This is a genomic window from Massilia atriviolacea (assembly GCF_003953935.1).
Taxonomy (GTDB): Bacteria; Pseudomonadota; Gammaproteobacteria; order Burkholderiales; family Burkholderiaceae_D; genus Telluria_A; species Telluria_A atriviolacea.
Map to the genome: position 1 here is coordinate 162,709 of NZ_RXLQ01000003.1, position 25,931 is coordinate 188,639.

22 protein-coding genes are annotated in these 25,931 nt (G+C 66.9%); 10 read left to right on the top strand and 12 right to left on the bottom strand.

Going from position 1 to position 25,931, the window contains the following annotated elements; all coding sequences use genetic code 11:
• Position 1 precedes the first annotated feature (1 nt).
• Genes cobM through EJB06_RS06030 form a run of 5 tightly spaced genes read left to right on the top strand, consistent with a single transcriptional unit; the run spans position 2 to position 4,795 of the window.
• Positions 2-784, top strand: a complete 783-nt coding sequence (gene cobM, locus EJB06_RS06010; RefSeq protein WP_126073113.1) for a precorrin-4 C(11)-methyltransferase — start codon at positions 2-4, stop codon at positions 782-784.
• Positions 781-1,536: a cobalamin biosynthesis protein gene (locus EJB06_RS06015; RefSeq protein WP_126073114.1), complete on the top strand. Its 756-nt coding sequence runs from the start codon at positions 781-783 to the stop codon at positions 1,534-1,536. The genes cobM and EJB06_RS06015 overlap by 4 nt, the downstream gene beginning before the upstream one ends.
• A complete protein-coding gene (cobJ, locus tag EJB06_RS06020; RefSeq protein WP_126073115.1) occupies positions 1,536-3,089 on the top strand; it encodes a precorrin-3B C(17)-methyltransferase in 1,554 nt (517 codons plus the stop codon). Before EJB06_RS06015 ends, cobJ begins: the two co-directional genes overlap by 1 nt.
• Positions 3,086-4,189, top strand: coding sequence for a CobW family GTP-binding protein (locus EJB06_RS06025; RefSeq protein ID WP_126073116.1), 1,104 nt, complete (start codon positions 3,086-3,088; stop codon positions 4,187-4,189). Before cobJ ends, EJB06_RS06025 begins: the two co-directional genes overlap by 4 nt.
• 33 nt (positions 4,190-4,222) lie before the next feature.
• Complete coding sequence (locus EJB06_RS06030) at positions 4,223-4,795, top strand: HupE/UreJ family protein (RefSeq protein ID WP_126073117.1); 573 nt, start codon at positions 4,223-4,225, stop codon at positions 4,793-4,795.
• Here EJB06_RS06030 and EJB06_RS06035 read toward each other — a convergent pair.
• Positions 4,792-5,505 carry a hypothetical protein gene (locus tag EJB06_RS06035; protein ID WP_126073118.1) on the bottom strand — a complete coding sequence of 238 codons (714 nt, stop codon included), beginning with the start codon at positions 5,503-5,505 and terminating at the stop codon, positions 4,792-4,794. The genes EJB06_RS06030 and EJB06_RS06035 overlap by 4 nt on opposite strands.
• Before the next feature lie 164 nt (positions 5,506-5,669).
• Between EJB06_RS06035 and EJB06_RS31745 the strand changes: the two genes are divergently transcribed.
• Genes EJB06_RS31745 through EJB06_RS06045 form a run of 3 tightly spaced genes read left to right on the top strand, consistent with a single transcriptional unit; the run spans position 5,670 to position 6,513 of the window.
• Entirely contained in the window at positions 5,670-5,816 is a 147-nt protein-coding gene (locus tag EJB06_RS31745; RefSeq protein ID WP_164557824.1) for a hypothetical protein, read from the top strand.
• Between the two features lie 41 nt (positions 5,817-5,857).
• Positions 5,858-6,253 carry a hypothetical protein gene (locus tag EJB06_RS06040; RefSeq protein WP_126073119.1) on the top strand — a complete coding sequence of 132 codons (396 nt, stop codon included), beginning with the start codon at positions 5,858-5,860 and terminating at the stop codon, positions 6,251-6,253.
• Positions 6,250-6,513, top strand: coding sequence for a hypothetical protein (locus tag EJB06_RS06045; protein ID WP_126073120.1), 264 nt, complete (start codon positions 6,250-6,252; stop codon positions 6,511-6,513). The genes EJB06_RS06040 and EJB06_RS06045 overlap by 4 nt, the downstream gene beginning before the upstream one ends.
• A 290-nt stretch (positions 6,514-6,803) precedes the next feature.
• On the opposite strand, the gene EJB06_RS06050 is transcribed toward EJB06_RS06045, so the two are convergent.
• The 11 genes from EJB06_RS06050 to EJB06_RS06100 form a co-directional block, all read right to left on the bottom strand.
• The gene (locus tag EJB06_RS06050; RefSeq protein ID WP_126073121.1) at positions 6,804-8,624 is read right to left on the bottom strand and encodes a sensor histidine kinase; all 1,821 of its coding nucleotides are present in this window, start codon (positions 8,622-8,624) and stop codon (positions 6,804-6,806) included.
• Between the two features lie 155 nt (positions 8,625-8,779).
• Positions 8,780-12,325, bottom strand: coding sequence for a pectinesterase family protein (locus EJB06_RS06055; protein WP_126073122.1), 3,546 nt, complete (start codon positions 12,323-12,325; stop codon positions 8,780-8,782).
• Positions 12,326-12,340: 15 nt separating this feature from the next.
• Positions 12,341-12,904 (bottom strand): PEP-CTERM sorting domain-containing protein, encoded by a 564-nt coding sequence (locus tag EJB06_RS06060; protein WP_164557841.1) that lies wholly within the window; start codon positions 12,902-12,904, stop codon positions 12,341-12,343.
• A 97-nt stretch (positions 12,905-13,001) separates the two neighbouring features.
• Positions 13,002-14,837: a glycoside hydrolase family 28 protein gene (locus tag EJB06_RS06065; protein WP_229426950.1), complete on the bottom strand. Its 1,836-nt coding sequence runs from the start codon at positions 14,835-14,837 to the stop codon at positions 13,002-13,004.
• Positions 14,838-14,881: 44 nt separating this feature from the next.
• Entirely contained in the window at positions 14,882-17,587 is a 2,706-nt protein-coding gene (locus EJB06_RS06070; protein WP_126073125.1) for a TonB-dependent receptor, read from the bottom strand.
• 206 nt (positions 17,588-17,793) lie between these two features.
• Complete coding sequence (locus EJB06_RS06075; RefSeq protein ID WP_126073126.1) at positions 17,794-18,498, bottom strand: FadR/GntR family transcriptional regulator; 705 nt, start codon at positions 18,496-18,498, stop codon at positions 17,794-17,796.
• A gap of 100 nt (positions 18,499-18,598) precedes the next feature.
• On the bottom strand, positions 18,599-19,990 hold the full coding sequence (locus EJB06_RS06080; protein ID WP_126073127.1) for an MBL fold metallo-hydrolase: 1,392 nt from the start codon (positions 19,988-19,990) through the stop codon (positions 18,599-18,601).
• Between the two features lie 12 nt (positions 19,991-20,002).
• Complete coding sequence (locus EJB06_RS06085; RefSeq protein ID WP_126073128.1) at positions 20,003-20,506, bottom strand: flavin reductase family protein; 504 nt, start codon at positions 20,504-20,506, stop codon at positions 20,003-20,005.
• Positions 20,507-20,591: 85 nt separating this feature from the next.
• The gene (locus EJB06_RS06090) at positions 20,592-21,332 is read right to left on the bottom strand and encodes a substrate-binding periplasmic protein (protein WP_126073129.1); all 741 of its coding nucleotides are present in this window, start codon (positions 21,330-21,332) and stop codon (positions 20,592-20,594) included.
• Positions 21,333-21,374: 42 nt separating this feature from the next.
• Complete coding sequence (locus tag EJB06_RS06095) at positions 21,375-21,593, bottom strand: TOBE domain-containing protein (protein WP_126073130.1); 219 nt, start codon at positions 21,591-21,593, stop codon at positions 21,375-21,377.
• Positions 21,594-21,626: 33 nt separating this feature from the next.
• On the bottom strand, positions 21,627-22,454 hold the full coding sequence (locus tag EJB06_RS06100; RefSeq protein WP_126073131.1) for a class II glutamine amidotransferase: 828 nt from the start codon (positions 22,452-22,454) through the stop codon (positions 21,627-21,629).
• Between the two features lie 209 nt (positions 22,455-22,663).
• On the opposite strand from EJB06_RS06100, the gene EJB06_RS06105 reads away from it, so the two are divergent.
• Entirely contained in the window at positions 22,664-23,473 is an 810-nt protein-coding gene (locus tag EJB06_RS06105) for an EAL domain-containing protein (RefSeq protein ID WP_126073132.1), read from the top strand.
• 581 nt (positions 23,474-24,054) lie between these two features.
• Entirely contained in the window at positions 24,055-25,923 is a 1,869-nt protein-coding gene (tolA, locus tag EJB06_RS06110; protein ID WP_126073133.1) for a cell envelope integrity protein TolA, read from the top strand.
• Positions 25,924-25,931 lie beyond the last annotated feature (8 nt).

Consider the following 25,931-nt stretch of genomic DNA (forward strand, 5'->3'; position numbering starts at 1 on the left):
GATGAAAGTGTACTTCGTTGGAGCGGGCCCCGGCGCCGCCGATTTGATCACCCTGCGCGGTGCGCGCCTGCTGGGCAGCGTCGACATGGTGCTGTACGCCGGTTCGCTGGTGCCGACCGAGATGCTGACCCACTGCCGCCTCGACGCCGAGATCATCGACACCGCCAAGCTCGATCTGGAGCAGCAGCAGGCCTGCTACGTGCGCGCGAAGGAGAAGGATATCGACGTGGTGCGCCTGCACTCGGGCGACCCGGCCATCTACGGCGCCACCGCCGAACAGATGCGCCGCCTCGACGCGCTGGGCATCGCCTATGAAGTCGTGCCCGGCGTGTCCTCGTTCACCGCCGCGGCGGCGGCCATCAGCGCCGAGCTGACCAAGCCCGAAGTGTCGCAGAGCGTGATCCTGACGCGCGTTTCGGGCCGCGCCTCGGCCGTGCCGGAACTCGAATCGATCGCGCGCCTGGCCGAACACCGCGCCACCATGTGCATCTTCCTGTCCGGACCGCACCTTAAAAAGATCGTCGGCGACCTCTCGCTGCACTATCCGCAGGAGACGCCGGTGCGCCTCGTGTACCGCGCCACCTGGCCGGAACAGAAAATCTACCAGGGCACGCTCGGCACCGTACTGGAAGACACCAGGCGCGGCGAATGGAACCTGACCACGATGATGCTGGTCGGCGCCGCGCTCGACAAGGATGTCGCGGTCGAATCGAGCCTGTATTCGAAGGACTTCACGCACCTGTTCAGGGTTGTCAAGAAGAACAGGACGGAGGCCGCGTCGTGAACGCGGCGCCGGCCATCTGGCTGGTGCGCGCGCATGGCGAGGAGCTGGCGGCGGTGCTGCAAGCGGCGCTGGGCGCCGAAGTGTATCGCCCGTGGCTGCGCGAAGGCGTCAGCCACAAGGCGCAGTTTGCCGAGTGCTACCGCCGCCATGCGCAGTGGATCGTGATCGGCGCGACCGGCATCGCGGTGCGCTTTATCGACGGTTTGGCGCTGGACAAGCACACCGACCCGGCGGTCGTGGTGCTGGACGAAGCGGGGCGCTTTGCCGTGTCGCTGCTGGCCGGTCACGAGGGCGGCGCCAATGCGCTGGCTTACACAGTCGCGCGGTCGGTCGGCGCAACGCCGGTCGTGACCACCGCCACCGAGGCCTTGAAGCCGCTGGTGGTCGGCATCGGCTGCCGCAAGGGCGTGCCGGCGCAGCGGATCGAGGCGGCGGTGCGCCATGCGCTCGGCCAGCGCCGCATGGAAGACGTGCGCGAGATCGCCACCGTGGACCTGAAAGCGAATGAACCCGGCCTGCTGGAATTTTGCAGCCGCCACGAGCTGCCGCTGCGCGTGTTTGCGCGCGCGACCCTGGCGGCGCGTCCGTGGGTGAGCGTGCCGTCGGACTGGGTGCGCAGCAATGTGGGATTGGATGGCGTCTGCGAGCCGTGCGCGCTGGTTGCCAGTCCGCGCGGCGCGCTCGTGGTGCCGAAAACGTGCCTGGACGGCGTGGCCGTCGCGGTAGTGGAAGATAAATGGATGGAGATCTGATGAGTGGTGTATTGAATCTGGTGTCGGTCGGTCCCGGTTACGAGGACCTGATCGCGCCGCGCGCGATTGCGGCGCTGAGGGACAGCGACGTGATCGTGGCGTACGAACTGTATTTGCGCTGGATTATGCCGCATGTCGAGGGCAAGGAAATCCACACGCCGCCGCTGACGCAGGAGCGCGAGCGCGCCCTGATGGCCATCGACAAGGCCCGTGGCGGAGCGCGCGTGGCCCTCATCTCCAGCGGCGACATCGGCATCTACGCGATGGCCGCGCTGGCGTATGAAGAAATGAGCGAGACTGATACCTATCAGGTCAACCTGATCCCCGGGATCACCTCGGCCAACGCCTGCGCGTCGCTGCTCGGCTCCCCGCTGTCGCACGACTTTGCCACACTGAGTTTGTCGGACCTGCTGTGCCCATGGGAATGGATCGAGCACCGCGCGCGCCACATCGCCAAGGCCGACCTGGCCTGCGTGATGTACAACGTGCAGAGCGCCAGCCGCCAGCAGGGCGTGTACCGCGTGCTGCAGCTGATGCTCGAATCGAAAGCCCCGCACACCCTGTGCGGCGTGGTGAAGAACGCTTACCGCCCGGGGCAGGAAGTAAGCATCCACCGGCTCGACGAACTGCCGTCGCTGCAGTTCGACATGCTCACCACCATCGTGGTCGGCAACCGCTTCACGCAGCGCAAGCGCGGGCAGATCTTTACTCCGCGCGGCTACAACGACTGGGACGCCAAGGCCGACAGCACGCTGCCGCAGCGCCAGGAACTGCCCGATGGCGGCGTGTGGGTCTTCTCCGGCACCAGCGACGGCAATGCGCTGGCGGCCCGGCTGGCGGCCGGCCAGGCGCGTCCCGTGGTGGTGTCGGCGGCGACCGACCATGGCGGCGATGTGGCGCTCAAGGCCTGCCCCGGCGCCACCGTCTGGGCCGGACGCCAGGGCATCGAGGCGCGGCGCCAGGCGCTGGTCGCCAGCGGCGCCAGGGTGCTGGTGGACGCCACCCATCCCTATGCGACCAGCATGTCGGAACAGTTGATCGGCCTGTCGCGCGAGTTGGACATTCCTTACCTGCGCTACGAGCGCCCAAGCAGTTTCAGTGCGGACGGCGGTACCCTGTGCGCGTCGCCGCAGGACGCGGCCGAACGCGCCATCGCGACCGGGCAGCGCATCTTCCTGTCCACCGGGTCGAAAGACCTGGCGGCGTTTTTGCATGCCGACGGCGCCGGCGACCGGCAATGGTTCGCGCGCCTGACGGCCGAACCGGAATTCATCGAGCGCGCGGTGGCGCTGGGCGTGCCGCGCGAGCGCATCTGCGCGATGCAGGGGCCGTTCTCGAAGGAGTTCAACATCGCCCTGTGGCGCGACTGGCAGATCGACTGCGTGGTGACCAAGGATTCGGGCGACGCCGGCGGCTACGCGGCCAAGGTGGCGGCGGCCAGGGAACTCGGCATCCCGCTGCTGGTGGTGCGCCGTCCGCAGGTCGACTACCCGGCCATGTGCAACAGCGCCGACGACCTGATCGCGCAACTGGCGGCACTGGAGCTGGCATGAAGCAGCCGATTCCCGTCACCATCGTGACCGGCTTCCTCGGCTCGGGCAAGACGACCCTGCTGCGCAGCCTGATCGAAAAGCGCCAGAGCCGGCGCCTGGCGTTGTTGATCAACGAGTTCGGCGAAATCTCCATCGACGGCGCGCTGGTGCGCGGCGAGGCAGGGCTTGACGACCAGGTGCGGGTCCACGATTTTCCGTATGGGCTGATCGCGTATGGCGACGACGAACTGTTCTTGCCGACCATGCGGGCGATTGCCGCGCGCCGCGCGAACGTCGACCACGTGCTGATCGAAACGTCCGGCCTGGCGCTGCCGACGGCGATCATGGAGATGCTGCAAAGCGCCGAACTGGCCGAGGACTTCATCCTCGACGCCACCCTGGCGGTGGTGGATACGCCGCTGCTGCTGTCGGACCAGTTCGAACCTGGCGGCGGCAGCGATGCGGCGGCCACGGTGTTCGGCCAGCAGCTCGAATTTGCCGACGTGGTGGTGCTCAACAAGATCGATGAGCTGGACGACGACGCGCTGCTGCTGGCGGAAACGCGGGTGCGCGAGCGCGCGCCCAAGGTGCGCTTCCTGGAGCTGGCGCACAAGGCGCAACTCGACATCCGCCTCGCGCTCGGCCTGCGCCTGCACCAGCCGACCCGTACCGAGCATACGCACAGCTACACGCCGCTGGCGACCATGCCCGGCCCGAACACCGGCGTGCTGGCCGAGCAGGGGCGCCTGAACGGGCATGCGCATTCGGGGCTCGCTGCGCATTCGCACGGGCTGGCCACGCACAAGCATTTTCACGAGCAGGACCCGGGCTGGCTGTCGTTCGTGCTGCGCAGCGATGCGCCGCAGAGCGCGGACAAGGTGCGCCACGCCTTGCAGGAAGCGGTGCGCCTGGAGCCGGTCTTGCGCAGCAAGGGATTCATTCGCACCAGCGAGACCGATCAGGCAGTGCTGGTGCAGGGCGTGCGCTCGCGCGTGATGATCAGCGTCGACGCGGTGCGGCCGGCGGCGCGCCGTTCGGAACTGGTCATCATCGGTTATCACGCCAGCCGCACGCGCGTGGCGGCGGTGCTGTCGGAACTGACCGGAACCGCCTGGCGCTAAATTCTTTATTCATTTTCTATCCTGGAGCTTCACATGAAATCGACATTCATCCGTACCCTGGCGCTGGCGCCACTGTTCTACTGCGGCGCGGCGCTGGCCCATCCCGGCCATGACGGCGGCCTGCTGGCCGGCCTGGCGCATCCGTTTTCCGGCCTGGACCACATGCTGGCCGCCGTCGCCGTCGGCATCTGGGCGGCGCAACTGGGCGGGCGCGCGCGGGCGCTGCTGCCAATGAGCTTCATCGCCTTGCTGGCCGCCGGCGGCATGATGGGCATGGCCGGCATGGGCATCGCCGCGCTGGAAAGCGCGATCATCGCTTCGGTGCTGGTGCTTGGCCTGTCGATCGCCTTCAAGATCAAGCTGATGCCGGCGCTGGGCGCATTGATGGTCGGTTCGTTCGCCGTCGTTCACGGCCTGGCGCATGGCGCCGAAATGCCGCACGTGGGCAGCGCCGGCATGTACTTCATGGGCATCCTGGCGTCGAGCGCGGTGCTGCTGGCCGGCGGCATGCTGGCTGGCGCGGTACTGCGCCAGCAGCAGGCATGGCTGCGCGGCGTCGGCGCGGTCATCGCGCTGGGCGGCGTCTGGATCGGCGCCGCGTTTTAAAGCGCCTGGGCGGGCTGCGCGCGCATTCCCATCGCCAGCGGGCCGCGCGCGCTCAGGGCGATGTCCCAGTGCTGCCGCTCGATGAACGGGAACAGCGCGGCGCCGGCCAGTACCAGGCGGCTGCTCGCTTTCCATAACGGGAGCGCAATGTCGTCGTCGGCGCCGGCCAGCTTCCACGCGGCGTGCACAATGTGCGGGCCGTGCGCGGACATTGCCACCGTCACGCGCAAACCGCCCAGGCGGTGCGGCGACGGCAGTTCTTGCAGCAGATAGCCGCGCGCGCAGGGCAGCTCCAGCAGGCGCACCACATCGCTCAGCGCGATCGGCGCGCCGTTGCCGAGCACCGCGGCATCGGCGTTTTTCTCGTAAGCGATCGCCGAAAACGTCTCGGCACCGCCGTCCTCGCTCACCGGGACGAACAGCAGCGGATAGACCGCGCCGTCGCGCAGGTAGCGGCGCGCTTCGGCGGCGCTGTGCAGCGCGCGCACGCCAGCCATCGCGCAGGCGCTGTTGAACAGGGCGGCGACGCGCGGGCAGGGCAGGTTGTGGGCTTGCATCGCGGCCTGGAAGGCGATGCAGTCGGGCGCGCTGGCCGGCTGCGGCGCCGGCGCACGCGGCGCGGACAGGGCGTTCAAAATCCGCTGCACCAGGTCGTGTGCCTGCGTGAACCCGCTTGTGTGCGCTTCGATCGGGTGGCCGATGTAAGACATGGATGTCCCCCTGATTGTTTCACCGCAACATCTCTTTAAGCAACGGTACTGCGAAGTATCAGCGCCGGGTATGACGCAGGGCAAGCTTGCAGCTGAGCGTGCGGAAACGCCACAATCGCCCCGTCAGGTAGCTTGCGCCCGCGAGGCGGTCAAGGAACGCGACCGTGCAGGTGTTCGAGCATCTGCGCGAGATGATCGTGACCTTGGCGCTGGAACCGGGCGCCACCCCTCGCGCGGACGATGCGCGGGCCTTGCAGTATCCGATTCGGCTTAGGCGTTTCGACAACAAGCGGCCTCGCCTGGTGCGCTGAGCGGCCGTGGTAAGCTGGGCGATTCAGGAGACCCACATACGATGAAATCGCGCATGACGCCACGGCGTAAAAAGGAGCTCAGTTACGCCAAGGATGGACGCAACACATTGGCTGAAGCGCGCAGCAAGGCGCATAAGGCGATCGCTTTGCGAAAGGCGATGGCCAACCGTGCCCTGCGCCATGCGGAGGCGTTGGCAACGGGCGCCGCCGCGCGCGATCCGGACGCCGATACGGCTGTCGCCAGACGCGGCCGCCGCTCCTGGCGCAAGACGCCGGACGCGCCGCTGGCCGTGTACGTGGCGGCGCGATTGGGGAGCGCCAATCTCGCCCGCAAGAATTCGGTGCTGCTACAGCAAGGCAGACAATCGGCGACAGTGCGCCGTTCCGTTCTGAAGGGGCCGCTTTTCGACGGACTAGCGCGGATGGACGAAGAATGATCAGTGCCGAAGCGGCCCAGTCAATGATTCTGCGCCACTCCGAAGGCGATCCGCTCTCGCCACAGTACGAGAAATTCGCGCTCATTTCCTGCGAATTGTCAGGCGACGGAGACTACTGGATCGTACGGGTCAACAGCGAGGACGATGTGTTGCATGGACGTTTCGAGCGTTGCTACGTCGGGGTGAACGCATACCTGGTCAACGTGATGTCAGGCGAGATCGAGACGGTCGGAAGCGCACAAAGCGTCGAAACATATTGAGCTGGAATCGAAGAACATACCCACCACCATCGTTCTCTTGCCTGATCCGGCAGGCGCTGTCGACATCCGTAACCAGTTCCGGCGTTGGGATGAACCGGCAGCGGTGCTGAAGCGCAAGTCGGCATAGGGGATGAGTGGGCGGCATGTCGTCGAACGACGAATTTGTCAAGACAGCTTGCCTAGCATGGTATTGGCCACTTGCGCGAACCTGGCATAGGCGTCAGCGTAAGGCGGGGCGGCTTTGGTGTAGAGGAGAGGAGACAGCTTTTCCTGATACAGACCGCAGCGCTTCATGCCACCCCGGCGCTCGCCCGCAAGGCTTCATCGGCCACGTCGGCGGCGCGCATGTCCGCCGCCGGCAGTTCGATGGTAAACCGGCTGCCCTGGCCCGCGCCCTCGCTGTAGGCCATCACGCTGCCGCCGTGCAGCTCCACCAGTTTGCGCACCAGCGCCAGGCCCAGGCCCAGCCCGCCGGTGGCCCGGTCGGGCGTCCGCCGTCCCTGCGAAAACAGTTCGAACACGCGCGGCAGCAGTTCCGGTTCGATGCCGTTGCCGTTGTCGCTGACCTCGACGCTGATGCGTTCTCCGTCGCGCGCCAGGGTCACCCGGATCGACGATTGCGGCGGCGAGTACTTGGCGGCGTTGACCAGCAGGTTGGTCAGCACCTGGATCAGGCGGGTGGCGTCGCCGCGCACCCAGTAGTCTTCTTCGCCGCACACGGTGTCGAAATGGTGAGCGCCCTTGTGCATGGCGCCCATGGTCTGCTCGACGGCGGCGGCCAGGATGGCGCGCAGCGACACCGGTTTCTTCTCCAGCGTGATCAGACCGCGCGTCACGCGCGACACATCGAGCAAGTCGTTCACCAGATGGTTCATGTGGTCGACCTGGCGCGAGATGATGTCGCCGGCCTGGCGCATCTGCTCGGGCGAGATGTTCGGCATCTTCAGCAGGTGCGCGGCGGTGCTGATCGGCGCCATCGGGTTGCGCAGTTCGTGCCCGAGCATGGCCAGGAATTCATCCTTGGAGCGGTTCTGGCCCTCGGCGATTTCGCGCGCCTGCTGCGCTTCGGACAGCAGGCGTTCGCGCTCGGCCGAGGCGCTCGCCAGCAGGTGGGCGCCCAGGTACACATTCTGGTCGAGCCGGTCGACTTCGGTGATGCCCGAATACAGCGGCAGCCGGGTCGGCCCGCCCACCATCGCGCGCGCCGCCTCGCCGGTGCGGGCGATCGCGTGCGTCACGCGCGCGCTGAACAGCAAAGCGGCGGCGCCGGCCAGCAGCAGGGCGATCAGCAGCCCGGAGACCGAATACAGCACCGTGCGCCGCGCGGTGCCGTCGATGGCCGCGCGCGGGGCCGACATGGCCACCCACCAGCCCGACACGGTGGACACGGTCAGCATCGCATAGCGCCCGTCCGGCGTGGCGACCAGGCCGTTCTCGCGCAGGCGGATCGCGACCAGCAGCGCCGGCGGCGCCAGGCTGCCCACGGCGGCGTGCTTGCCGTTGCTGGCCAGCAGGCGTCCCTTGCGGTCGTACACGGTGTAGGTGGTGCCCTCGGCGTCGGGCGCGGGCAGGGCGCGCAGCAGGTCGTCGACGTCGAAGCCGTAACCGAGCACATAGCGCACGCCGCTGTCGAGGAACACGGGATAGTCGACCTCGACCACCCAGGTGTCGGGCAATTTGCCGGGCTGAAGGTCGGAAATGGCATACGCCGCGCTCGAGAGCATGCGCTCGACGCGGGCGCGTTCCCTGGCGCGCGTATCGGGCAGGGGCTCGCCGAGGGGGCGGGAGGTGTCGACCAGCACCTGGCCGCTGTCGTCGAACAGCTCGATCCAGGCGCCTTCGTTGCCGGCCATGGTGCGCGCCTTGATATTGAACTGGGCGATCTGTCCGGATTCCAGCTTGTTCGAACTGCTCAGTCCGCGAATCAGGCCGATCGCCTGGTGCCATTGGCCGTCGACGGCAATCGAGGTGGCGCGCGCCGCCAGTTTCATGGACAGCACGGCGGCGTCGCGCTCGGCCTGGATCAGGCGGCTCAGCGGAACGGTCGAAAACAGAATCACCGGCGCCAGCGCCGCCACGATCATCAATGCGAGGAAGGACCGAATCTTCATGTCGACTCTTTCGGGAAAACACCCCAGCGCGAGCGGATTCGCTCATGCATTGCATCCCTTAAAGCTTAGCATGTCTTTACGATCTTGATTCCTATTAGTATTTCTCTACTGTTGGATGGGAGTAACGCCGCTTGACGCGGCGCTTCCCATGCGTCCTATGGATTCCAGCCGAGGCCATTGTTCCACGCGGAAAAGACTTTGGCACGATCGGCAAACCCGGCCGCCACCTCGTCCTCGCTCAGCAGGTAGCCGCCGACCCGCGCCGCCAGGTTCAGCGGTGCGCCCTGCAAGTCCGTTGTGCCGAACTCGCGCCAGCCCGACAGCGCGCCCGGCTGCACCGGGTTGGGCGCCGGCTGGCCGTTCACGCCCAGGCCGGCCCAGCCGGCCGGGGCCACGTGCGCGTCCATCCTGCAGTTGATGAAGGCGATATTGTCCCAGCTCGCCGTGCCGCCGGGGCTGCGCGCGAGCCAGGTGGCGCCGTTGGGCACGTCGCCATGCAGGGGACCGGGGCCGGGGCCGCGGGTCAGGCTGCTGTTGAGGAAAACGAAGCCTTTGTCGGCCGCGTTCGGCACACGCGCCTGCAGCACATAGCCGCCGCCGGTGGCGCTGCTGCTGTCGCCGACGCTGCGGATGTCGCTTTCTTCGAACAGGGCCGCGCGCGCGCCGCCCCAGATGAAGTCGACGTTGCCGGCCACCAGCGAGCGGTAGAACCAGGCATAGCCCTTCAGGTTCAGCGTATCCTGTTCGCTGTGGAAGGCGGCGTTGGTGGCCGTCAGGCGGCCCTCGCTGTTGAAGTAGATGGTTTCGGCCTGGGCCGCGATGGCGGGCGAGCGCAGGGTGGTGTTTTTCAGGGTCAGCCGGTCGAGGGTGAGCATGTCGGCCGCTTCCACCAGCAGCACCGAGCGGCCCCCGAGCGGCGCACCGGTGGCGCCCGGCGCCTCGCTGGCGCCCGTGCCCGGATTGAGGCTGTCGTAGTTCGTGTAGTGGATGACGACGCCGTCGCGGCTTTCGCCCCGGATGGTCAGGTTATCCTTGCCGCGCAGGTAGAGCAGCTCGCGGTAGCTGCCGTTACGCACGCCGATGGTCACCGGATCGGCCTTGGCGAAGGCGGCCGTGGCGTGGTTGAGCGCGCCCTGCACGGTGCGGAAGTCGGCGCGGCCGTCGTCGTCCACGCTCAGGCTGGCGCTGCCTGGCGCGCCGGCCCTGGTCGTGAAGCCCCAGCCGGCCGCCTTGCCGATGCCGCGAAACGGCGTGCCGCCCAGGCTGGCGCCCGTGAACACGCCGTCGGCAATCGCCACGTAGTAGGCGCTGCCGTAGGCAAGGCGGTTGTTGTGCGGCGTGATGGTCACCGTGTTGCCGTCGATCTGCACCGGCGCATAGCGCACCCGGCGCACGCGGTCCTGGCCGGCGTGGCCGATGGCGTCCACCTCGTCGGCGGGGCGGATCACGTCGACCAGCGCATCGTCGCTCATGCGGAAGATGCGGATGGTGCCGCCGCTGCCCAGGGCCGGCGGATTGTCGAAGCTCAGGCGCAGGGGGCTGTCGATGGGCTCATCGACCGCGCCGGCGGGCGGGAAGCTGGCGCCGTCGAGGCGGTAGGTCTGGGTCGGCTGCACGAAGGCGGGCGCGATGGTCGCGCCGATGCTGCGCGTCAGGGCCGGATCGGCGCCGCTGGTGAAGACGATGCTGGCGCTGCCGGCCGCCAGCGGGGTCAGGGTGACGCTGGCGCCGTCGCTGCTCACGCCGACCACGCCCGGCTTGCTGGACTCCACCGTGAAGGTGTCCGCGCTGCCGTCGCCTTTTTTTGCGCCCACCTTGATGACGAGGGGCGCGTCGCCCGCTTCGGCCGTGTACGCCGGCGGATGCGGGTCGAGGGTCAGCTGCACCGGCTTGAGCGCGGGGTCGCCGACCCGCACATCGTCGATCTGGAACGACTTGTTGGTTGTGTACAGGCCGATCAGGCCGCGCGCGGCAAAGCTGCTGTCGCTCACCGAGCCCAGGTTTTCGCCGTCGAGATACAGGGTCAGGGTGCTGCCGATCATCTCGGCACGCACGGTGTAGAACTGCGCATCCATGGCGATGGGGCGCTTGCTCTGCTTGATCTTGCTCAGGCTGTTGCCGAGCATGCGGGCGATCTCGACCTGGGTGCTGCTGCTGGCGTTCTGCACGTTCAGTCCGGCGCCGTACCAGTTGGCCGGGTCGACGTAGCGCGTGATCAGGTACAGCTGCTTGTTGCCGGTGGTGCTGTTGCTCAGCGGCCGGATGCGCGCTTCGACAAAATAGTCGCCCGAGGGCACGCCCTTGAAGGCGTCCGGCTTGACCAGCGCCAGGATGCCGCCGGTGCCAGCCGCCGTGTATTGCAGCACCTTGTTGCTGCCGCCCGAGGCATCGGCCTGGACCGCGAACGCGCCGTTGGCGCCGGGCAGGGGCAGCAGGCTCCAGCGCGCGCTCGACCCATCCTGGAAGTCGTCGCAGAAGTACAGGCCGCTGGCCGGGCAGAACAGGGTCGGCACGGTGCCGGTGCTGGTGTCGCCGCTGCCCGTGATGCTGGTGCCGAGCTTGCCGCCGCCGGATTGCGCCAGGGCGTTGGCCTTGACCAGCGCCACCGGACGCGGGGCGAAGGCGTAGGGCACGCTCCAGTTCACCGTGGCCGGCACCGAGCAGCCTTGCAGGGGGCTGCCGTTCAGCTGCGAGCCCTGGTCCCTGTAGGCGCCGCCGTCGCCGCCGGGCGCGTTGACCACGTCGTCGCAACGGCTCGCGCCGGCGATGGCGAAGACGTTGTTGTGCGACAGGATCTTGGCGTTCTTGCCCACGCCCACGCTGTACTGGTGGTGGTAGACCGGCGCCGTCTTGCTGCCCGCATGGTAGTTGTTGAACAGGTGGACCATCCCGAAGCGCACCCGTGGCGCGCGTTGCGAAATGTCGGCGAACACATTGTTGCTGTAGGTGACGCGCAGCTTGCCTTCATCGCCGCTGGCGCCGTCGGCGCCGCCGATCAGGTTGTTCTTGTTGTGCTGGCCGAAGTGGTTGTACGACACCGTCACGAAGTCGGAGGCGTTGGTGATGTCCAGCGCGCCGTCGTGGCATTGCTTGGGCTTGCCGTTTTCGATGGGCAACTGGTCGTCGGTCTGTGGCGTGTCGGTAAAGCTGTTGTGGTCGATCCAGACGTGGTGCGCGTTCGATACGCCGATCGCGTCGTAGGCCGCGTTCCAGTTGCCGCTGGCGCCGTCGAGCGGGTCCCAGATGGGACCGGCGTCGCAGGGATTGACGATCTTCAGGTTGCGGATGATGACCTGCTCGACGTTCTGCACGGCGATGTGGCCGTTGACGATCCCGGCGCCGGGTCCGGCGCCGATCAGGGTCGTGTTGCTGCCGAGGCGGATGGCGCCGCGCGCGGCCTGGTCGCCGCTGCTGGCGTAGGGCACGCCGCCGCTCATGTCGATCATGCCGCTCAGCTTGATGATCTTGCTGCTGTTGCCGCCGTTGCGCAGGGCGGCCAGCAGCTGCGCGCGGTCGGCCACGCTGTAGATCTGCCCGGGCACGGCGTTGGCGCCGCCGACGGTGCCGCCAGCCTGGCTGGCCCAGCCATCGGCGGGGGCGATCTGGCGTGCGGGGTCGGTGGCGGCGCTGGCCTGGCTGCAGGCGAACGCCGCCAGCAGGGCCGCGCTGAGGGCAGCGGCCCTGGAAGGTGATGCTTTCATGGGATTCTCCGGTAACTAGGCTGTGGGGGCGCGGCGGCGCGCGCTGGCGATGGCGGCCAGGCCGGCCAGCAACAGGGCTGCGCCGGCCGGTTCGGGCACGGGTGAGGGCGCCGCGTCCAGGCGCGCGCTGAAACTGCTGAAGCCGCTGCCCCAGTCGAGCGCGGAGAGGTCGAGGCCGATGGTGTGGCCGTCGATCAGGTGCAGGACCGGCAGGCCGCCCACGGCGGCGCTGTCGATCAGGGCGAAGCGCGTCAGCGGTGCGGCCAGGCTGGCGCCGAAATCGAAGCGCATGCTGTACGCGCCCGTTTGCACCGGTCCATTGTTGTAGACCGTCATCACGCCATCGTCGGCGAAGTCGATGCCGAACAGGAAGTCGGCACTGAGGAATTCGACCCCGCCGCTGCCAAGGGGGTCGATGGCCGTGACGTTCGACCCCGCAACCGGGGCGAACTGGCTGTCCAGTCCCAGCATGCCGGCGGCAAGCCCGTTGTAGGTCGCGCTGATGATGCTGTGTTGCAGCGGCAGGGGCGCCGCCTGTGCTTGTCCCGCAGTCAATGCCACGAGCGCGAGCGTCTCCAAGATTGTTCTTGTTTTCATTTTTTTGTCGTCCCTTTTTTGTCGTCCCTTAAGTAAGACAGCAGCTACATCGTCAGTACCTCGTCAAGAACATATGGATTTACGCGGTCAAAGTCGTGTTGTAGACCTTGCCGGCGATGGTCACGTTTGTCAGTTTTGCCGACTTCACGTTGTAGGCGTACCAGGGGTGTTCGGCATTGGCCGGGATGCCGAAGTCGCAGTCGCTGATGGTGATATCGGTGATCGGCACGATCGTCGACGGGTCGCTGCCGTTGTAATCGAAAGCGACAGGTCCCAGCAGCATGATGGCCTGGTAGCACGAGAAGGTGCCCGCCCTGGTCTTCACATTGCCGACCTTGACGTTCGAAATATGCACGTTGGACACCACCGGCGGGCGCGTGCGCACATTGTCGGCGGTCGGTGCGTAATCGCAATCGATGGTGATCACCGCGCCGGCCGAGGACGACACGCTTTTCGGCGCGATCGGCGAGCCCGGCAAGGGTGTGTAGAAGTGCGGCGTGGTCTGCACCCCGTTCGGAATGGTCACATTGCGCACGTAGAAATGCTTGAGGAAGCCGCCCCGGTTCATATTCGTCTTCATGCGGATCGCCGTGCTCAGCGGACTGGTGGCCCAGTTCACGTTGCGGAATTCGACGTCCTGCGCGTACACATGCTGGATGCCGCCCGACATTTCGCTGCCCAGGGTCACGCCGCCGTGGCCGCTGTTCATGATGCATTTCTGGATCAGCACGTTCTGGGTCGGGCCGAACTGCGTGTCCAGGTTCTTGCCGGCCTTGATCGCGATGCAATCGTCGCCGGTGTTGAAGGTGCAGTCTTCGACCAGCACGTAGTCGCACGCTTCCGGATCGAAACCGTCGCTGTTCGGACCCATGCTGTCCATGTGGACCTGGCGCATCTCGAGGTCGCGGCAAGCCACCGGGTGGTGCAGCCAGAACGGCGCCTGGTTGACCTGGTAGCCCTTGAGCAGGACCCTGTCGCAACCGATGAATTCCACCATGCAGGGGCGCAGGTAGTGGCCGCGCCCGAACACGCGCTTGCCGACCGGCACGCCCGCTTCCGACAGCGAGGGCAGGTAGGATTCGTCGTTGCGCCAGCGGCTGGACTCGCCTTCGATCAGCTTGACCTGGCTTGGGCTCAGGTTCGGCGCCACCGTCAGGATGCTGGGCGGATTGGCCGGATTGACCGCCACCTGCGAGACCAGTTCCCTGGCGCCCGTGCGCTTGCTCTTCCAGTCCCACCAGCAGTCGCCGCCGTTCAGCGGCACGCCGCCCTGGCCGTCCAGGATGCTGGTCCAGTCCTCGCCGGTCAGGGCGATATTGTTCTGCTTGTGCGCATACACCAGCGGCGAGTAGTTCAGGCAATCGTTGCTCTGCCAGCGCGACAGGGTCAGCTTGCCGTTGGGGCCGCAATCGACCTCGCCGTATCTGGCGAAATCCTCAGGATCGTTGCTGAAGAACACATGGGCACCGGACTTGAGGTGCACATGCACGTTCGACCGCAGCACGATCGGGCCCTTGCACAGCCAGGCGCCGGCCGGAATCAGCACGCGCCCGCCGCCCGCCCTGGCGCAGGCGGCAATCGCGGCGGCAATCGCCGGATAGCAGTCGTGCGCGCCGGGGGCGGGCGTGCTGACCATGCCCGGCTCGTGATGGCCGACGAAACCTTGCACGGTGATGACCTTGCACGGCTTGGCGCCGTGCGCGGTGATCGGAAAGTCCTGCTTGCGAAACACCAGCGGCGTCTTGAAACGCCCGGCAATGGCCTCGGCCTGCCGCCACGGGTCGGACGGCCTGTCATGGGCCATGGCGTCCGCTGCGGCCGGCAGGGACAGGGCACCCCCGCCCAGGGCCAGGCTGGCGGCCCCGGCGCCGCGCAGGAGGGCGCGGCGCCGGGTATCGATTGCTTGCTTGTTCATCGTCATTCTCACAGAGACAGAAGTGGTGCGTCAGAAGTTGTACGTCAGAAGTTGTACGTCATGCGCAGATTGTACGAGCGGCCGATCGGGCTGGCCGCGCTGCTCAGGTAGCCGAAGGTGTAGCCGCTGTGGTTGGTCACCGGCGGATTTTCGTCGAACATATTGGTAATGCCGGCCACGATGCTGATGTTCTTGAAGCCGCTGTAGGTGCCGGTCAGGTTCCAGACCGAATACGGCTTGATCTCGCGGTGATACTCGGCTGCCACCAGGTTCTGGTCGTCGTACTGCGAATTGTAGTTTTGCGTGAGCTGGGAACTCCAGTCGCCGCGCTTCCAGTTCATCTTCAGCGTGTGCTTCCAGCGATAGGTGATGATCGGGAAGCTGCTGGTGGTGCCGTTGCTGGCCAGGCCGAAGCGGCCGACGTTGGACACAAAAGCGCTGTCTTTTTCCAGCTGGTTGTCGAACTGGGTCAGGTAGGTGCCGTCGAGCTGGAACTTGAACTCGCCGATGTCCATGCGCGGCAGCGCGTAGTTGGCCGTGACGTCGATCCCGGACGTCTTCTGGCCGCCCAGGTTCATGGTCACGTTCTTGATGTAGGCCAGGGTGCCGTCCGGATTGCGCACGAACAGGTCCTTGTATTTGACCGGATCCTGGAAGTAGACCTGCTCCGGCAGGTTGGCCAGCATGTCCTTCATGCGGATGTTCCAGTAGTCGAGCGAGACGGTGAAGTTCTTGACCGGCTCGACCACCACGCCCAGGGTCCAGCCGCGCGAGGTCTCCGGGGTCAGCTGGTCGTTGCTGCCGGTCTGCTTGGGCAGGGCCACGTTGCACACTTCGGAGGCCACCGCGCCCGGCACGGCGGTGCCGCTGCCGGCCACGCCGGGTTTGCCGCCAGGGCACAGGGTCGGGTCGTCCCATTTGCCCGAGGTGTTGCCATTGGCGCCGGGCAGGCGGTAGCCGTAGCGGTCGAACAGGGTCGGGGCGCGGAAGCCGGTGTTGGCGGAACCGCGCAACATCAGCGTTTTCGAGGGCTCGTAGCGAAAGCTCGCCTTCGGATTGAAGGTGTTGCCGAAGTCGCTGAAATAATCGTCGCGCGCGGCCACGTTGACCGTCAGTTGCTTACTGATCGGAATATCGAGCTCGGCGTACAGCGCCGACACATTGCGCGCGCCTTCGCCGCGCGAGGAGGAGGCGTTGGCGTAGCTCACTTCATTGGTGATGGCCAGGCGTTCGTCCCTGGTGGTGTCGCGGTGGATGTCGATGCCGACCGCCATCGCCAGCGCGCCGCCCGGCAGCTGCATCAGCGAGCGGCTGGCGGTGGCGTCGATGCCGGCGAAGGTGCTGGTCGAATTGCGGTTCATCTGGCCGTCGACCGAGATGTCGCGCAGATAGTTCTTGCCGGCCTCGTCCTGCAGGCCGAAGGGATTGAGCGCGCCGCTCGCCAGGCCCGAGTTCAGGCCGGGGCCGCTGACGTAGCCGGTGTGGTAATAGTTCTTGCGGTTGCTGTGACCGTACACCAGGCCGGCCTTGTAGTCCCACTCGCCGATCCTGCCTTCGTCGACCAGCGCCAGGCGCTGGTTCAGCTGGACGTCCTTGTTGCTGGCCAGGCCCAGGTCGGCCACGCTCCAGGTCACGATCAGCGGTTCGCCTTTCAGGCCGGCAACGGCCGGCACCCCGCCGGCGCCGCCCGGATACCATTTGCTGGTGGACGGCACGCGCGCGCTCACGCCCTTGGCGGTCACGCTCTGGGTCGGATTGCGGGCCGCGATGATGGTCGACTCGCCGCGCATGTAGTCCAGGCTGATGCTGTGCTCGTCCGACACCTGCCTGGTGCCGCGCGCATAGAAGGTCAGCTGCCTGGTCTCGTGCAGGGCGGTGCCGTACTCGTTGTTATCGATGATGCAGGTGTTCTTGGCGCCCTGGATCGAGTAGGGCGCCAGGCAGCCGGACTTGTAGTAGGGATTGGCGGCGGTCTTGTTGGTGGCGGTGGTGAAGTTGGCCGGGCTGGCATAGCCGCCGCTGCCCAGGGTCGGGGCGCGGCCGATGCTGGCCAGCAGTTCGGGCGAACTCAGTTCGAGGCGGTCGCGCGCGGCCAGGCGGCTGCGCTGGCGGCCGTCGATGGTGCCGTAGACGTTCCAGCCGTCGGTGGCCAGGTTGCCGTGGCCGAAGGTGGCCGACAGGCGCTGCTCGTCGCCGCCGCCCGATTTTTCGGGCTGCACGTACTGGGCGGTCACATTGCCGCCTTCGACGCTGTTCTTGGTGATGAAGTTGACCACGCCGCCGATGGCGTCCGAGCCGTAGATCGAGGAGGCGCCGTCGCGCAGGATTTCCACGCGCAGCAGGGAGCTCATCGGGATGACGTCGAGGTTGGCGTAGCCGTCGGCGATCGCCTCGTTGGCCAAGCGGCGGCCGTTGAGCAGCACCAGGGTGCGGTTCACGCCCAGGCCGCGCAGGTTGATGTTGGTGCCGGAACCGGCGTTGGACGGGGCCAGCGAGTTCGATTGCGGCAGCGCCATCATCACATCGGCCAGGCTGGTCATGCCGCGCTGGGTGAATTCCTCGGCCTTGATCGTCGAGACCGGCAGGGCCATCTCGGTCGCCAGGCGCTTGATGCTCGACCCCGTCACTTCGACGCGCTGCATGCCGGCGTCCGCCTGTTGGGCCGCGGCCTGGTTCATCACCGTCAGCACCGCAAGGGTGATGGACGACAATACGAGTTTCGATTGGATCGAGCTGGTGTGCTTATTCATGTGAGACGGTCTCCTGCGGATTATTGTTTGACATTAGAAGCCCCCGGCCGTGGCGCGGAAGCTGGTCAGGACACCTCGCGTATCCTGTGCCACGGCGACGAAGGCGTGAGCCGGGGTCGACGTGGTCAATAATGGGGTGCTCGCGTGGTGCGGCGTTCTGTGCGCCTGCTGCCCACTGATAGATAGAGATAGAGACAGGCCGGTGCTTATCCTCGCGAAAATGTCCGTGTGACGCGTTCCAGGTGGGAGCGCATGGCGGCGTGGGCGGCGGCCGGATCGCGCGCCACGATGGCTTCCAGGATGCGGCGGTGGTCGAGCAGGGTGGCCTGGCGCAATTCTTCGGTCTGGAAATGTTCCTTGAGCTTGTGCCAGAGGCGGCCGCGCTGTTTCCACAGGTGGTCGACCGCGCCGACCATGGCGCTGTTGCCGGTGGCGCGCGCGATCGACAGGTGGAAGTCGCGGTCGAGCTGTTCGTTGCTGCTGTAATTGTCGTGCTGGCGTTCCATTTCGAGGACGGCGGCGCGGATCGCCTCGATGGCGCCGTCGCTGGCCATGCGGGCGGCGCTGGCGCACACCTCGGCTTCGACCAGGCGGCGCGCGGCCAGCACCTCGAACGGGCCGGGCCCGGCTTCCTCGGGTTCGGAGCGGGGCGGCTGGACGCGGGTCACGTAGACGCCGGAGCCGCCGCGCACGTCGACCACGCCGCGCAGCTCCAGGGCGATCAGGGCTTCGCGCAGGGATGCGCGGCTGACGGCCAGGCGGCTTGCCATCTCGCGTTCGGGCGGCAAGCGCTCGCCGGCGCCGATTCCTTCGTCGCGGATCAGTTCCTCGATGCGCCCGGCGACGATGCGGTACAGCCGCGGTTCGTGCGCGAGGGAACTGTCGGGAGCGAGTGTGACTTTCTTGAGCATGGAGGCCTGCACATCTTTTGGTCAGGCCATTCTAAAGTGGTCTGACCAATCGCGCAAGGTGCTCGGGCCAAAATAGTGCGGGGTGTACCTGTTTTGGTGCTTACTTGGCCAGGCGGCGCTGCATGGCGGCCAGGCGCCGTCCCAGGCGCGACATCAGGCTGGCAAACAGATAGCGCAAGGTGGCCAGCGGATGCTGCACGCCGTAACCCTGGCGCCCCAGGTTCTGCGGCATGAAAAAGCGGCTGAAACGCTGCAGCGCGCCGCTGTCGCCGACCCGGAAGCGGGCGTTGACGTGGGTGGTGCTGAAGCCGTATTCATTGGCGAACAGGAAGACCGCGCTGGGCGACGTCATCGAGATATCCGCCAGTTCGTCGTCGTGCAGCTGGGTGCAGCCGCGCAGGTAGGAGACGCGGATGGTGAGGGCGATGTCGGGAATGCGGATCGTCAGCGGCTGGATCAGGCCGACCAGCTCCAGCAGGCAGGGCAGGCCCAGCAGGTTGGCATTGGCGCCCTTGCGGTAGCTGTCGGCGGCGGCGCGCACCTGGGCCGGCGTGGCCGGCGGCTCGGACGGCAACAGCTCGCAGGGCGCGCCAAGCAGGCGCTCCCAGTGCTCGACGGCGGCATCGCTGGCCCAGGCCAGGCTTTCGGCGGTGTCCACGCCCAGGGCGATGGTGTCGCCCGGCCGCAGGAAGCGCACCGAGCCGGTGGCGCGCGACAGGCGCGCCCACTGCGCCAGGCGGCGCGGCGTGTTCTGGTGGTCGTTCATATAGCAGTTGTCGATGTGGGCAAACGACACGAAGGAGGCGAAGGGCACCGTGATCCTGGGTCCGAAGGCCTCGATCTGCAACTTGATGCGGTGCAGTTTTTCGGCGGCCGCGGCGCAGCGCAGCTCGGCCTGGAAGGGGTTGCCGACCCAGTTGGCGTAGCCGAACTGGGTCATCAACACATCGACCCGCTCGCACAGCAGGGCGATGCTGGCCTTGACCACGGCGCACTGGGCGGCGGTGCTCAAGGCGCAATCGTTGATGTCGAGAACGTGGCGCCCGCCCGCGCTGATCAGGCAGTAGGCATCGCCGTCGGCATGCGGGAAGACCGTGATGCGCATCTCGTCGTCGAGCGCGACCGGGATGCCGGGCGCGCATTCGATGACATCGAAGCCATTCCCGCGCAAAAAGTTGACCACGCGCTTGTCCTTGGTTTGCTGGAACAGCATGGTGACCTTGCCGGCGAAGTCGCGTTTCAGGCGCTTGACGAAGGGCACCGAAAAGTGATCGGGATGCTCGTGCGAAAACCAGATGAAGGTGTTGCGCTTGAGCGCGGCCAGGTCGGCGATCAGGGCCGCGTTCGAGGTGCCCGGGTCGAGCAGGCTCCAGCCGTTGTTGAAGACCGGGCCTTCGACCCAGGGATCGGCCAGCAGCACGGTGTGCTCGTTGGCGATGTGGAAGCAGGCGTGGTTGACGAAGGTGAGCAAGTTGGGGGACATGGGATTCATGGCGGCACCGGTTCAGCTGAGGGCGATAAACCGGCCGCGGTGAAAGCCGAGCGACCGGTGCGGATGGAACTGGCAGCGCTCGACCATGCCGACGAAAATCGCATGGTCGCCTTCCGGGTAACGGCTGCGCGCACGGCATTCGAAGCAGGCCACCGTGCCGTCCAGCAGCGGCTGGCCGGAGGCCGAGCGCGTGAAGCCGACCTGCGCGAAGCGGTCCTCGCCCGGGCGCGCGAAGCGCTGCGCCAGCGCCGCCTGGCCCTCGGCCAGCACGTTGACGACGTAGGCGTCGGCGAGCTCGAAGTCGGCCATGCAGCTGGCCGCGTGCGCCAGGCTCCACAGCACCAGAGGCGGATCGAGCGAGACCGCGTTGAAGGAATTGATGGTCACGCCGGCCAGGCGGCCGCCGGGCAGGGCGGCGGTCACGATGGTCACCCCGGTGGCGAACTGCGACAGGGCTTGCCGGAAATACTGGCGATCGAATTCGGCGGTCGGGGCGCACGGAGGAGGGGCTTGCATGGCTGGCCTGCGCGTGGTGGAGGTTTACCCATCCTAACGGCGGTCGGGTGCGCGGTTTTGATCCCGCACAAGCGGCCTGAACGGCTCAGTTGGCGGGCTGGTAGGTCGCCAGGATGGCTTGCATCCTGCCATTTTTGCGCAGCGCCAGCAGGGCGCGGTTCACCTGCGCCAGGGTCAGCTTGCCGCCCGGCGGCAGCGCGCAATACGTGTCGAACGGTTCGACGGCCAGCACCGCGCGGCTCAAACGCGCGCGTTCGGCGTGGGCGCGCCGCTGGTAGTCGTAATACAGCGAATTGGTGACCATGTAATTGAAGCGGCGGCGCAGCAGCTTGCGCAGGTTCAGGTCGTCGCTGGCGGTGTCGTCGCGCACGAATTGCGGGCCCAGTTCGTGGTCCAGCAAGGGATAGCGGTAACCGGTGATGGTGCCGGTGCGGGCCCCGGCCAGCTCGCGCAGGCTGCCCAGCGGCGCCGTGTCGGTGCGGCCGACGATGATCATCCGGTTCGAAAACACGGTCTCCGACCATTGCCAGCGTGGGCTGTCGAGCCATTCCGGCCGCAGGTCGCACAACAGGTCGACCGTGCCGTGCGCCAGCGCGGCCTCGACCCGCTTGCGCGGCAAGGTCAGGTAGCGCGGCCGCAGCTTCAGTTCGTGCGCGAGGGCGTCGCCCACGTCCTTGAGCAGGCCGCCGCTGAGTTCTTCGCCGTGGAAGCGGGTCATCGGCATGGCGCTGCCGGTGGACACGCCGAAGACCAGTTCGGCGCCGCCCGCGGGCAGCGCCAGTGCAAGGGAACAGAGGGAGGACAGCAGCAGGAAGCCAATCTTCATGCCGCCATCATACCTTGCCGTCGCCGGCAAGGGCACACCGGCTTACTGGATCTTGGCGATGGACACCTCCGTCGACTTGACCAGGGCGATGACGTCGCTGCCGACCTTCAGGTCCAGATCCTGGATCGAGCGGCTGGTAATGACCGAGGTGACGATGCCGTGCGCGGTTTCGACATCGACCTCGGAGACCACCGGACCGGCGATGATTTCCTTGATCTTGCCCCTGAACTGGTTGCGTACATTGATTTCCGAGATAGCCATGGTGTTCCTTTCGCTTGGTGGGGGAGGGGTGTTTCAGTAACTCATGAGCAGGCGCAGCGGTTTACTGCCGCTGTCGCTGCCGGGACCGGGGTGGATCGCCTGCGGCGCGCCGCCGGCGAACAGTTTCAGTTCGCCCGGCTCGAAGCGCTGCCATTGCTCCCCGGTGGTCAGGGGCAGGGTGGCGATCACGACGATCTGGTCGTCCAGGTGGTTATGCTGGCGAAAATCGATCTGCAGGTCGCAATCGACCAGGCTGGCGCTGGCGAAGGGGTAGGCGCGCACCACGTAATACAGCTGGGTCGAGCAATGCGCCAGTAAGAACTCGCCATTCGACAAGATGAAATTGAAGCTGCCGTGGCGCGCGATCACTGCGGCCATGGTCTGGACCGCCGTGAACAGGGCCGCGCGCGAGGGCGGCTGGACCGGAAAGCGGCGCCGCAGTCCGGCCAGAAGATAGCAGAACGCGCGTTCGCTGTCGGTTTCGCCGGCCGGGGCGAAATGCGGATCGGGCGCCGGCCGGAACGTGCTCAGGTCGCCGTTGTGCGCAAACGACCAGGTCGTGCCCCACAGCACCCGGGTGAAGGGATGGCTGTTCTGCGGCGCCACCCCGCCTTGGGTGGCCTTGCGGATATGCGCCACCACGTTCCGTGCCTTGACCGGATTGTGCTTGAGCGCATCGGCCAGCGGCGAATCGATGGATGGGCGGTCGTCGATGATGAGGCGGCAGCCGGACGGCTCGTGAAAGGCGATGCCCCAGCCGTCGCGATGCACCCCGGTCCGCCCGCCGCGCTCGCTGAAGCCGGCGAAGCTGAAATTCAGCGCTGCCGGCTTGCTGCTGTTCATTCCGAGTAATTCACACATGGGCGTCATTCCTGTTTGCATCTGTTGACCCCAGCGTAGTCGCGGCGGGCGCATCCGCAAACGAATGTTTTCGCGTTTCGATAGACGCATTTTGCGCATAAGCGTGCCGGCTCGATATGCACTTGCCGCATATCGATGGGCGAAACGATTCCTTCGTTGCCGATACCGGCGGGGCTAGACTTTCCGCTTTACCTACAGCGAGAGATGCGATGCCTTTCCCTACCTTGAACACCTACCTGGCCCACCTGTCCGACCCGGACCGTCCGGCCAGCAGCGTGTGGCTGGACGCGGCGGGCCGGGCCCAGGGCAAGTATTTCAACTGCACCATCACGAGCGCCTTCCAGCCCATCCGCGCGCTCGGCAGCAGCCGCATCGTCGCCTACGAAGGGCTGGCGCGCAGCGCCTCGGCCGGGGACGCCGGGCTCTCGCTGTGGAAACTGCTCGACCACGCCGCCAGCGACGACGAATCGATCGAGCTCGACCGGCTATGCCGCATGCTGCACGCGATCAATTTCTTTCGCCAGGATGCGGCGGGGCAGAGCGACTTGTACCTGAACGTGCACGACCGTCTGCTCAGTGCGGTCAGCAGCAATCACGGGCATGCCTTCAAGCGCATTCTCGACGCGCTCGACCTGCCGCTGGGGCGCATCGTGCTGCAACTGCCGGCCACGACGCCGCAGCAGGGGTGGCTGCTGAACTACGTGGCCGACAACTACCGGCGCAACGGCTTCCGGCTGGCCCTGAATGCGGCCTCGGTAGCGCAGGCGCAGGCGATGGTGGCGGAGCAGAGGCCGCATGCGATCAAGCTCGACGCGCGCTATCTGTCGGGGGGCGTCTCGCTCGAACCGCTGCTCGACGCGGCCCGGGCGGCAGGGGTGCGGCTGATCTTCAAGCGGGTCGAGACGGCGCCGGCGATTGCCTCGCCGGAGGTCATCGCCGACCTGCCGCTGTATGCGCAAGGCTTCTTCCTCGACCAGCCGCAGGCATCGCTCGCCCCCGACACCGCCCTGGCCGCCTGAACCGCCCCGATGTCCACCCCGGTGCCAGGTCTGACAATCGGACACGGACTCAACAATCTTTTACCGGCCGGACCGCCGGGACCGTGTCCACTCCGGTGCCAGGTCTGACAATCGGACACGAGCTCAACAACCTTTTGTCGGCCGGACGGTCGGGACCGTGTCCACTCCGGTGCCAGGTCTTGTCCACTCCGGTGCCAGGTCTGACAATCGGACACGAGCTCGTCCAGAGTTCTGGGACGGGAGCCATGATTTCTATCGCCGAGACGGTTGGGGCCGTGTCCGATTGTCAGACCTGGCACCGGAGTGGACAATTTTCATCGACGAGACGGTCGGGGCCGTGTCCGATTGTCAGACCTGGCACCGGGGTGGACAATTTTCATCGACGAGACGGTTGGGGCCGTGTCCGATTGTCAGACCTGGCACCGGGGTGGACACGGGCGGGACGGTGGCGGTGGGGTGTGCACGGGACGCAAGTTTATTCCTCAGCGGCAGGGGCTTTTCGCTTAGAATTCGGGGGCTATTAACGAATTTCGGGCAGGGGCAGGTATGGCGTCAGCAGGTGGTTGTCACGATTTGGTCATATGCGTCCTGGCGCGGTAGCACAGCGCCGCTCGCCACAGGACCGGGGCAATCGCCGCCTCATCGGCGCGGTGCTCGTGTCGCTGCTGGTGCATGGGGTGATTTTGTCGCTTCAGTTCGGCATTCCCGCCCTCGGTTTGCCCGGCTCGGCCACGCCGATCGAGGTGCGCCTGGCCGATGCCGCCGTCGATCCGGCGCCGACGCCGACGCCGACGCCGACGCCAGCTCCAGCCCCATCTCCCGACGCGGCCTTGCCAGTTCCGCCGGCGCCGCTCGCCGCACCAGTTACGCCCGCGGCGCCATCCGGCGGCATGCGCCTGATCGATCCGGTGCCGGCGCCGGCGCCCGTTCCCACTCCCGTTACGCCGCGCCTGGCGGTCAAGAAAGACAAGCCGCGCAAGGCTAAGCGCATCAGCCCGCCACTGCCGGCCACCGATGCGCTGGCAATGGATACGCGCGTCATCGTCCAGGATGCGGTGGTGAACGATTTCGCGGTGCCGATGCCGCGCCCGGAAGAGGCCGAACAGAAAACGATCGATCTCAAGGAAGCCCAGCACGGCACCGACGATGGCACTGAAGCGAGCAGCGCCGCCGAGGTGGCGGAGGCGGCGCGCGCGGCCCAACTGGCCGAGACCCGCCGCCAGGAGGAAGAGGCCGAGCGGCTGGCGGCGCAGCGCAAGCGGGAGGAGGACGAGGAGGCGCGCAAGCTGGCCGCGTCGCAGGCGCGCCAGCAGCAGGAGCAGGCCGCCGCCGCACAGGAACAGGAACAGCAGGCACGCGTGGCGCAGAAGGCCCAGGTGGAGGCCGATGCCGCACGCGAGCGGGCCAGCGTGCTCAGGGCCGAACAGCAGAAAGCGGAGCAGTTGGCAGCGCAGCAGAAGGTCGAGCAGAAGATCGAGCAGGAGACGGCAGAGCAGCGGAAAGCGGATCAGTTGCGCGCCGAGCAGCAGAGAGCCGAACAACAGAAGGCGGAGCGGCAAATAGCCGAGCAAATGCGAGCCGAGCAACTGCGCGCCGAGCAACTGAAAGCCGATCAGCAGAAGGCCGATCAATTGCGTGCGGAGCAGTTGAAGGCCGAGCGTCAACGGGCCGAACAGCTCGCAGCCCAGCAACAGGCCGCCCAAAAACTGGCAGAGCAACAAGCCGCCCAAAAACTGGCCGAGCAACAAGCCGCGCAGAAACTGGCCGAGCAACAAGCCGCGCAGAAGGCGGCCGAGCAGCAGGCAGCCCAAAAGCTGGCCGAGCAGCAAGCCGCCCGCAAAAAGGCCGACCAGGCCGCGCAAGACGCCGAGGCCGCCCGTCCGGCCGCGCTGCAACGCGGACCCGACGGCAGCGGCTCCCAGGCCGCCAACACGCCCGCAGGGGGCACCGCCGCCGGCGCTGGCAGCGGCGCCGGTGGCAAGGCAGTCATCCCCAAGAACCTGCTGGGCAGCGAGCTGTCGAACCGCGCGCGCGAGATGGTCAAGGGCCTCGATATCCTCTCCGGTACGCCGCCGCCGCCAATGCGCGACGAGCGCCGCGTGGCCGTGGGCGCGGCCGAACGCGATCTGCCTTTGCGCATGTACGTGGAAAGCTGGCGCCAGAAGATCGAGCGCAATGGCGGCGCCAATTATCCGCGCGGCTGGGCCGATGTCGAACACACCCACGCGCTGGTCAACGTGGCGGTGCGCAGCGACGGCACCGTGCAGGACGTGACGATCCTGCGTTCGAGCGGCCGCGCCGACATGGATGACGCAGTGCTGCGCATCGTGCGCGTCAACGCACGCTACTCGCCATTCCCGCCGAATATCGCCTCGCGCTACGACGTAATCGACATCCGCCGCGTGTGGCAGTTCGGCGACAACCTCAAGCTGATGGAAGAAGTGCGCTAAGTACTTGG